Origin of the sequence: Kitasatospora sp. Root107 (assembly GCF_001424875.1) — a bacterium.
In the GTDB taxonomy this organism is placed as follows: Bacteria; Actinomycetota; Actinomycetes; order Streptomycetales; family Streptomycetaceae; genus Kitasatospora.
On record NZ_LMCT01000016.1, the window covers coordinates 105,251 to 114,235 of the forward strand.

7 protein-coding genes and 1 pseudogene are annotated in these 8,985 nt (G+C 73.6%); 1 reads left to right on the forward strand and 7 read right to left on the reverse strand.

The features are described from left to right. Window positions 1–63: 63 nt before the first annotated feature. Window positions 64–870 (reverse strand): exodeoxyribonuclease III, encoded by an 807-nt coding sequence (locus tag ASC99_RS16865; RefSeq protein ID WP_157531588.1) that lies wholly within the window; start codon window positions 868–870, stop codon window positions 64–66. Window positions 871–1,114: 244 nt separating this feature from the next. Here ASC99_RS16865 and ASC99_RS16870 point away from each other — a divergent pair, with 244 nt between their 5' ends. After that, entirely contained in the window at window positions 1,115–1,897 is a 783-nt protein-coding gene (locus ASC99_RS16870) for a GntR family transcriptional regulator (RefSeq protein WP_057232899.1), read from the forward strand. A gap of 56 nt (window positions 1,898–1,953) precedes the next feature. On the opposite strand, the gene ASC99_RS16875 is transcribed toward ASC99_RS16870, so the two are convergent. From ASC99_RS16875 to ASC99_RS16900, 6 genes and pseudogenes are all read right to left on the reverse strand, one after another. Then, on the reverse strand, window positions 1,954–3,114 hold the full coding sequence (locus tag ASC99_RS16875; RefSeq protein ID WP_057232901.1) for an ROK family protein: 1,161 nt from the start codon (window positions 3,112–3,114) through the stop codon (window positions 1,954–1,956). 229 nt (window positions 3,115–3,343) lie between these two features. After that, window positions 3,344–4,012, reverse strand: a complete 669-nt coding sequence (locus tag ASC99_RS16880; protein ID WP_057232903.1) for a methyltransferase — start codon at window positions 4,010–4,012, stop codon at window positions 3,344–3,346. Between the two features lie 106 nt (window positions 4,013–4,118). Further along, window positions 4,119–4,546 (reverse strand): annotated as a pseudogene (locus tag ASC99_RS16885) (GNAT family N-acetyltransferase). Between the two features lie 115 nt (window positions 4,547–4,661). Next, complete coding sequence (locus ASC99_RS16890) at window positions 4,662–5,807, reverse strand: acetylhydrolase (protein WP_057232905.1); 1,146 nt, start codon at window positions 5,805–5,807, stop codon at window positions 4,662–4,664. Window positions 5,808–5,997: 190 nt separating this feature from the next. Further along, a complete protein-coding gene (locus ASC99_RS39430) occupies window positions 5,998–6,444 on the reverse strand; it encodes a hypothetical protein (protein ID WP_057232907.1) in 447 nt (148 codons plus the stop codon). Then, on the reverse strand, window positions 6,362–8,866 hold the full coding sequence (locus ASC99_RS16900; RefSeq protein WP_162257888.1) for a bpX6 domain-containing protein: 2,505 nt from the start codon (window positions 8,864–8,866) through the stop codon (window positions 6,362–6,364). The genes ASC99_RS39430 and ASC99_RS16900 overlap by 83 nt, the downstream gene beginning before the upstream one ends. Between the last annotated feature and the right edge of the window lie 119 nt (window positions 8,867–8,985).

Genomic DNA, 8,985 nt, shown 5'->3' on the forward strand with positions numbered 1-8,985 from the left:
TGGTGTGCGGAGCTCCGCACACCAGGGCCGCCTGATGTTCTCTCAACTACCCATACCCGTAAGTCAGTTGGTGTCGAGATCGAACTCTGCGGTGACGGGGGCGTGGTCGCTCCAGCGTTCCCCGTGGGTGGCGGCCCGCTCGACGTAGGCCCTGACGCACTTGCTCGCGAGTTTCTGACTGGCCATCAGATAATCGATCCTCCAGCCCGAGTCGTTGTCGAAGGCGCGGCCGCGGTAGGACCACCAGGAGTAGGGGCCCTCCTGGTCGGGGTGGAGGGTGCGGACCACGTCGACGTAGCCGACCTCGTCGAGGACGCGGGTGAGCCAGGCGCGTTCCTCGGGGAGGAAGCCGGCGCTCTTCTGGTTGGCCTTCCAGTTCTTCAGGTCGGCTTCGCGGTGGGCGATGTTCCAGTCGCCGCAGACGATCACTTCGCGGCCGTCGGCCTCGGCGCGCTTGCGGAGTTCGGTGAGGTGCACCAGGAACTCGGCCATGAAGCGTTCCTTCTCGTCCTGGCGCTCGGTGCCGACCTCGCCGGAGGGGAGATAGAGGCTGGCGACCGTCAGGCCGGGAAGGTCGATTTCGACATACCTGCCCGAAATGTCGAATTCGGCCGAACCGAAACCGATCGCGGCCCGGGTGGGCGCCTGTCGGGAAAGGATCGCCACGCCGGCCCGGCCCTTGCTGGCGGACGGCGCCCAGACAGCGTGCCAGCCGGTCAAGTCCCGTAGCTCGGGCGGCAATTGGCCGGGCTCGGAGCGTACCTCCTGGAGGCAGATCACGTCCGCCTCGGTGGTCGCCAGCCACTCCAGCAGGCCCTTCTTGGCGGCTGCCCTGATCCCGTTCACGTTCACCGAAGTCACGATTGTCACCCGGGAAGGGTATCCGGCCGGTCGGGCCCGGGAGTGCCGGGTTGCTTCGCGTCGTGAACGACCTGTGAAGCCTTGTTCGATCGCCGTCAAGCGGCGCCATTGGTCTTGACCATCTCCGCGACCACCCCCTAGGGTCCTTACTGCAAAGACCTTTAATAAAGAAGGACGGATAAAGCCCGCCCCTCCCACCTGCCGGAACATCGGGCGTGGGGCAGGCCCGGCGTCCTTCAGGGTGGAGGACACGGTGGGGCAGGGACAGCTCGCGGCAGTACCGGAGCCGAAGTACTGGCACCTGCGCACGGTGTTGGTGCGCACCATCGACGCGGAGTTCTCCACCGGTCAAATCCTCCCGAACGAGCGGGAGTTGGCCTCCCGGTTCGGCGTGGCCCGGGCCACCCTGCGGCAGGCGCTCGACCAGCTGGAGCTGGAAGGGCGGCTGGTCCGCCGGCGCGGTATCGGCACCCTGATCGCCGCCCCCCGGGTCGGCGTCCCGGTCAGCCGGCGTGAGGAGGGCTGGCCCGGCGCCGCCCGCAGCCAGTCCTGGCGCAGTGTCGACTGCGTGAGCGCTCCGGCCTCCGCCCAGATCGCGCTGGCGCTCGGCATCGCGCCGGGGGAGACGGTGCACACCGTCCGCCGCCTGCGCCTGGTGCAGGGTCAGATCATGGCCACCGAGTCACTGCACGTCCCGGACGCGGTGCTGCCGCAGCTGCCCGCCGTCCCGCACGTGGTGGGCGGCGAGGGCGACCCGGCCCGTTCGGTGCTCCGCCGGCTGGAGCGGCTCGGCATCGAGGGTGAGTCGCGTTCGGTCGAGCTCGGCGTCGCTGAGGCCGACCAGGCCGCGCTGTTGGAGCGCCCGCCGGGCACCCCGGTGCTGATCGTCACCAGCCAGTACGCTTCGGCCGGCCGTCTGGCCGCCGTCGCCGTCTCCACCTACCGGGCCGACACCTGCAAGCTCACCTTCGGTGAGACCGGTCTGGTCGAGGTCACCCCGGTCGAGGCCCAGCAGCCGGTCGGCGCAGCCTCCTGACAACGTGACGGTGCCCCCGATCCGTCCAGTCCGGACGGATCGGGGGCACCGTCGTGTCAGCGGGCCGAGGCGCCAGGGGAGTCCACGGCGAAGAGCTGCTCCTCGACGGTGTCCAGCGCGACGCGCAGCGCGCCCATCGCCACCACCTCCTCGCCGAGTGCGGCGAGCGCCACCTCGGGTGCCCGGAGGCAGTAGAGCTCCAGTTGCTCGCGCAGCGGTTCCAACACACCGTCAAGACCGGCCGCCCAGCCGCCGACCACCACGATTTCCGGATCGAGGGCCAGCACCAGCGCGGCGACATCGTGCACCAGCCGGCGCAGGAAACGGTCCATCGCGACCTGGGCCACCTGGTCGCCCTCGCGGGCGAGCCGGAGCACCCGGGCCACGGCGGCCTCGTCCAGCGGGTCGAGCGGCTTGCCGGTGGTGGAGAGCAGGCGCTCGGGAGTGGCTTCCTGGCCGAGCAGGTGCAGGGCGCCGATCTCGCCCGCCGCGCCGCCGAACCCCCGGTGCAGCCGACCGTTGATCAGCGAACCGGCGCCGGGGCTGAGCCCGGCCATCACGAAGACCAGGTCGCCCTTGCCGACCGCTGCGCCCTGCCAGTGTTCGGCGATGGCGGCCAGGTTGGCGTCGTTCTCGATCATCACCGGGCACCGGAACGAGCGGCGCAGCCGCGCGCCGAGGTCGAGTCCGGTCCAGCCGGGCATCGCGGTGCCGAGCTTGACGGTGCCCTCGCGGTCGACGATGCCGGGGCTGCCGACCGCGACCGCCCAGAGGCTGTCCCGGGAGACCCCGGCCTTGCGCAGCACCTCGGCGACGGTGGCGCGGGTCAGGGTGAGCCGCTCCTCCGGGTCGAGGGTCTCGGCCGCGGCCTTGGCGTGAGTGCCCAGCACCCGGCCGGTCAGGTCGGCCAGGATGACCCGGATCTCGTGGACCCCGATCTCGATGCCGAGGATGTGCCCGGCCTCCGCCCGGAACCTGAACCAGCGGGCGGGGCGGCCGCGCTGGCGGCCGCCGTCCTGGGACTGCTCGACCTCGGCGACGAGTCCGGCCTCGAGCAGGCCCTCGATCACGCCTTCGACGGTGGGCCGGGAGAGCCCGGTGTCGCCCACCAGTTGGGTGAGGGTGACCGCCTGTCCGTCCCGGAGTGCCCGCAGGGTCACCGCAGCGTTGATCCGACGCAGCAGCGAGGAGTCTCCTCCGGTGAGCCGATCCGCCAAGTCGCTGCCCTTCCGCAGATCGCGCGACAGCAGTGGCGCGCGTACCGAGTGCGCGGAGCCGTTCGTGCGTGCCCCCGCGTGACGAGCCGACCGGGCAGCGCGACACGGGGTACGGGCGCCGGAGGGCGTGAGCCGGATGCTACTCGGCGGGCCACCGGCCCGCGAGCGTTTCCGCAGCTCATCACCTGTTCGGTATGAAAACGGTACGTAGCCCCGCCGGTCGGCGGGTTCAGTCTCCCAAGCGCCACACCGTCGTCGTCTTCACCGGGCGGTCCTCCAGGTCGGCCGCCGTCGGCACCTCGTAGACAGCCACCGAGCCGAACGCGGCCCGGGGCAGGTACGCCCGGCCGGGGTCGCCGACCAGGACCACCGCGCCCCTGGCGGCGGCCCGGGTCAGGAAGGGCAGCACCTGCTCGGCCATCGCGCGTTGGTAGAACACGTCGCCGGCGAGCACCACCTCGGCCGGTGCGCCGTCGCCGTCCAGCAGGTTCTCGCAGCGGGCGTCCACGGCCACGCCGTTCGCCTCGGCGTTGATCTGGATCGCGGCCACCGCGTAGGCGTCGATCTCGACCGCCGTCACCCCGGCCGCGCCACGCAGTGCGGCGGCGACCGCGACCAGCCCCGAACCGGCCGCCAGATCCAGCACCTTGCGCCCGGCTACCAGCTCCGGGTGGTCCAGCACGTACCGGGCCAGCGCCTGACCGCCTGCCCAGGCGAAGCCCCAGAACGGTGGCGGCAGGCCGATCTCGCCCTTGGCCTGCTCGGTCCGCTCCCACAGTCCGATGGCCTCGGCTGCCTGGTGCAGCTGCACTTCGGGCACGAAGGGTACCGGGGCGAGCCGGGTCTGCGCCCGGACGAACTCCTGGAGGGCTGCGGTGTCGACAACGGCTGAACTCATGCTCTGCCTTCCCACTGCACCAGACCGGCGCTGGTGCCCAGACCCTACGCCACCTGACGGGGTGTCAGCCGCCGTGTCCTTCGAGGTGACGTACGTCCGGGTGGGCTCAGCTCGCGGTCAGCGGTTTGGTCCAGCGGCGCCAGCGGTCCTCGCGTTCGTAGCCAGCGGCGGTCCAGGTGTGATGGGCGCGCTCGTTGTCCTCGAGGACCATGGCGTCGCCCCGGCGGCCGCCGAGGGTGACGAAGCGGTCCTCGGCGGCGGCCAGCAGTGCCTTGGCGATGCCCTGCCGCCGGTGCGAGGGGAGCACCGCGAGTCGGTAGAGCGATGCCCGCCAGCCGTCCCAGCCGGCGATCACGGTGCCGACCACCAGTCCGTCCAGCTCGGCACGATCAGGGCCTCGGGGTCACGCTCGATCAGCCGCGCGACGCCCGCCTGGTCGTCCGTGATGCTGGTGCCCTCGGCGGCCCGGGACCAGAAGGTCAGCAGGCCAGGTACCTCGGGCAGGGTCGCGGCGCGGATCTTGATGTTCTCCATGGGGTCATGTTCTAGCAGCGGGTGCCCGCCGCGGCCGAGGCGATTTCTCACTCTGCGAGACGGCTCGGGGCGGACTGCGGGTGTTCGCGCAGGAGGAGAGCGGCGGTGGCGGCGCTCACGGCCGGTGGAACAGTACTTCGGGAGCGTCCGCTGACGGGCCGTCCAGCAGCGGCTGGGGGCGGCCCTTGAGGTGCAGGTCGAGGAAGGCACCGACGTAGCGCCTGGTCAGCTCGGTGGAACGGGCGCCGGTGAGCGAGGAGGTGGGGTCGGGCAGTCCCAACTGGTCGCCGAGCACCGCGAGATCGGTGAAGGTGAAGTGGGTCGAGCCGGTGACGGTGAGCCAGCGCTTCCAGCCGTCCAGGCGGGGCCAGTTCGCGTCCCAGGTCGGGTCGCCACCGGGGCGCGAGCTCTCGGCGCCCAGGAGCAGGAACGGGCGGCCGCCCAGATCGGCGGGGGACCAGATACTGCCGTCCAGGTCGACCCCGGCCCGGACCCGGCGGTCGGCTGACATGGTGGCGGCGGCTGCCGCTCCGCCGATCGAGTGCCCGACCATGGCGATCCGCTGTCGGTCGATCAACTCGGCTCCGTGCCAGGCAGGGTGACGCCCGGTGAGCCGGTCCAGCAGGAACGAGACGTCGGCCGCCCGGCCGTCGGTGACGGGTCGTCCGTCCTCGCCCAGCTGCTCGCAGGCCATGCACTCCAGCATCCGACCGCCCGGGAAGGCCGTGCCGGCGCTCTCGTAGGCGTGGTCGACGGAGGCCACCACGTAGCCCCGGGAGGCCAGATCCTCGGCGAGTGCGCCCAGGCTGGCCCGGTGCACCCCGAAGCCAGGGGAGAGCACCACCAGGGGGTACCGGCCGCCCAGCGGGCGGGCGTCGGCGCGGGAGCTGACCCGGGTGCGGGCCAGCACGTCGGCGCGGACCAGCTGATCCAGGCGCCGGGAGGCCAGCAGCAGCCGGGCCTCTTCGGTGCCGAGGTAGCCTGCGGCGTGGCCGGTGCCCGGGCGGGCCGGGTAGTACATGGTGACCATCAGCTCGCGCGGGCCGGACTTCGCCCAGTGGTCGACCCGGCTGCGGTCCACCAGGTGCATGACGTCCTGGCCTACGGCGAACCGGCCGGTGGGACGCGGGAGTTCGAGCTTCGTGCGGGCCTGCTGAACGGTGGCCGGGGCGGCGGTGGCGACGCCTGCGATACCGGGTGCCAGCGGCAGGGCGAGAGCAGCGGCGAGCAGGGCGGCGGTGGCGGTCAGGCGTCTGTTCATGCCTCCGAATCTAGGCTCGGGCATCTGACGGAACGTCAACTCAACGGAGGAGACGGGTCATGCGACCGGATGAGGCTCCTCGTCCACCTGTGGGCGGACAAGGAGTCCCGCACGGCGAAGCCGGCCAGCCAGCGGACCGGGCGCGGGAGGGCGCTGTCGGGCCGGGCCAGATAGAGCTTCACCACCTTCGTCAGCGGGTGCCGGTGACGCGCAGGTTGGCGAGCACGGTGGCGCCGTCCGGAGTGGTGGCGAGGATGCGGCCGGAGCGGTGCCAGTAGGTGACCGCGTCGGCGTGCCGCCGCAGGCCCGGGGTGTGGCGGAGGTCGGCCGCCGGGAACAGGACGGTGGCCGTCGGGGCCGGGCCCGCGCCGCTGCCCGTGTGGAGCAGGAATCCGGTGCCGGCCGGGTCGGGCACCGGGAGCGCCCAGTGGTCGCCGTCGCCGATCGGGCCCGACGGCGCGATGCCCGCGAGGTCGCGGGCGGGCGTGGGCGGGAGCCCGGTGACCAGGCTCAGGACGGTCCGGTCCGAGGCCCCGTCAGGCCCGGACGGCTCGTCAGCCACCTGCGGTACGGCGGTGAGCAGCCCCGCACTCGCGAGCGGCACGCAGTGGTCGGGGTGGAACGCGTCCAGCACCATCCGGGAGCGCAGCTCCCAGCCGGGCAGGTCCCAGCGCCAGAGCTCGACCAGCGGTGAGCCGTCGGGCAGCGGCGAGACCACGACGGCCGAACACTTGTCGGCTGTACGGGCGACGGTGCCCACCAGCCGCTCGGTGCCGCCGAGTTCGCGCCAGACCACGGTGGGCCCGGGGGCGAGAGTGTCCAGTACCAGGATGCCGTCGCCGTCGGCCGTGACCAAGTGGCGGCCGTCGTAGGAGCCGGCGATCTGCCGGGCGCGCAGCGTCGTCCAGGGGCGGACGGTGCGGGTGGCGAGATCCAGTCGGCTGATCTCCCTGGTCTGTCCGTAGCCCGCCACCAGGAGTGCGGAGCCGCCGTGGTCGGCGAGCACCAACTGGTCGGCGGGCACGTCCCATTGGGCCTTGGTGCGGCCGTCGGAGGTGAGCAGGCGGACGCCCGCCTGGCCGCAGGCGACCAGGACGGCGCCGGAGCCGAGCACCGCCGCGTCCAGCACTGGCAGCGTGCCGGGGCGGTCGGCGGCGCTGTGCACGGCGGCGGCGCGCACGCCGTGCGGGGCCGGGCGGTGCGGCTTGGCGAGGTCGGCCGCCACCAGCGGGTCGGCCCGGCCCAGCAGCCGCTGAGCCGCCGTCCCGGACCACCGAGCGGGCCGCCGCCGTGGCGAGTTCGCGGTCCACGGCCGGGTCGGCGGCGGGGAGTCGGGCCAGTCCGGCGGCCAGCACCGACCGTCCGGTGACGGTCGGGTCGCCCTCGCTGTCGAGGACGGCCAGGGCGAGCGCGCGGGTCGCATCCCCCGCGCCGAGCGCCAGCAGGTAGGGCAGCGCGCGGCTGCGGGTCGCCCCGCCGAGGGCGACCGCTTCGCGCAGGTCAGCGGCCGCCGAGGGACGCAGGGACTCGTCCGGCCAGAGCACCTCGGCAGCGCCCAGGCGGTCGCCGGAGTCCCGGCAGTGTGCGGCCCAGGCGGCGCGCAACTCGCGTGCGGCGTCCGGGTCTTCGGTCGAGAGGCGTTCGACGGCCGAGGCGAAGACGCTCCGGCGATGTGCCGTCCGGACGGCCCGCTCGCGCTCGCCCGCCTGCCACCAGAGGCGGACCACCAGGTCGGCGGCGAGCTCACGGCCCTCTGCCAGTTCGGCCGCCGCCGCAGGCCGGCCGTGCCGGGCCAGCAGCGCGACGGCCTCGGCYGGGGCGTCCAACAGGTCGGCGAGGACGAAGGCGGCCTCGTCGATCCGGCCCGCACGCTCCAGGTCCTCGGCGGCGCTGCGGTAGAGCGCGGCGAGGTGCTGGTGCACGGAGGGGCCGGAGAGCGGGGACGAGGCACCCGATTCGCCGGCCAGGGGCGTGGCGCGCAGCTCGCCCGTGTGGCGGCGGGGCAGGCCGAGGGTGAGCCAGGACTCCTGGCCGGCCGACCGCTCGTCCGCCAGCCGGATCGCGTCCCGCAGCGCGTCCTCCCACTGGCGCTGCTCGAACGCCCTGGTCAGCTCCCGCAGGTAGCGCGCGTGCCGACCTCGGATCAGGTTGCCCGCCGTACGCATCGTCAGCCGGGCCAGCAGTGGGCCGAACAGCGGTCGGCGCGGCTTCGCGCGACCGGACGCCGCCCCGGCAGCAGAACCGGTGCCGGTGCCGGTACCGGAGGCGGCGGCAGCTGTGGCCGCTGCGGCTTCCCGCGCAAGTCTGCGGGAGCGGCCGACCGCCACGACGACGGCGAGCGCGAGCCCCAGCACCCAGATGCGCGGGTCGTGCTCGAGGCTCACCCGGGTGGACCCGACGATCAGCAGCAGGCCGGGCAGCAGCGCCACCGCCGTGCCGACGGCGAGCGGCCTGAGCCAGGTCGGCGGGCGCAGTTGCGGCAGTCGGGGCAGCCGCGGCAGGAATCGGGACAATCGGCGACGGGAGCCCGCGGGGGTGTCCTCGGCGAGCCGCAGGGTCCGCTTCGTCGGGGGCGCGATGCGGGCCGCGGCCCGCAGGTCGGGGCGCGGTTTCTCGGGCAGGGCCTCGACGACGGGCGCGGCCTCGGGTGCGGCGGCGCCGACCGGCCGGGGGCGGTGCACCGTGAGCCCGGAGAGGTCGAGCCAGTCGGACGGGTTCAACTCGGCGAGCTCTGCGATGGCCTGAGTGGTCGTCAGGCCACCCGAGGCGAGGGCGAGTTGACCGGATGTCGCCAGCGAGGCGTCGGCTCCGACTGCGGCCGACCCGCCCGTACCTGTGCGCAGCACGGGTAGCCCGGGAGCCCGGTCGGCCCGGATCTCCATCGGGGCTGCCAGGGTGAACAGCCAGCGCCCGTCCGGCAGTCGGCGCAGTTCGGCGCCGTCCTGCCAGGACTCGAGCACCCGCTCGGCGGCCTCGGCCGCGCCGATCACGGGCACGTCGAGGACGAACCCGGTGGCGGTGACGGCGGCGCGGAACGCCGCGTTCTGGGTGCTGGTCACTCGGTGCCCCCGATCAGAAAATGGATGCGGCCGGTGGTCGGGTCGCCGACCACGATCCGGCCCGGCCGGGTCTCGGCGGCGATCAGCGGCCTGCTGGGGTGCACGGTGGGTGTGCCGGG

Excerpts from the sequence above, each read along its gene's own strand:
- ASC99_RS39430 (WP_057232907.1), bottom strand. The coding sequence starts at position 6,444 with ATGGTGCTGGACGCGTTCCACCCCGACCACTGCGTGCCGCTCGCGAGT.
- ASC99_RS16880 (WP_057232903.1), bottom strand. The coding sequence starts at position 4,012 with ATGAGTTCAGCCGTTGTCGACACCGCAGCCCTCCAGGAGTTCGTCCGG.
- ASC99_RS16890 (WP_057232905.1), bottom strand. The coding sequence starts at position 5,807 with ATGAACAGACGCCTGACCGCCACCGCCGCCCTGCTCGCCGCTGCTCTC.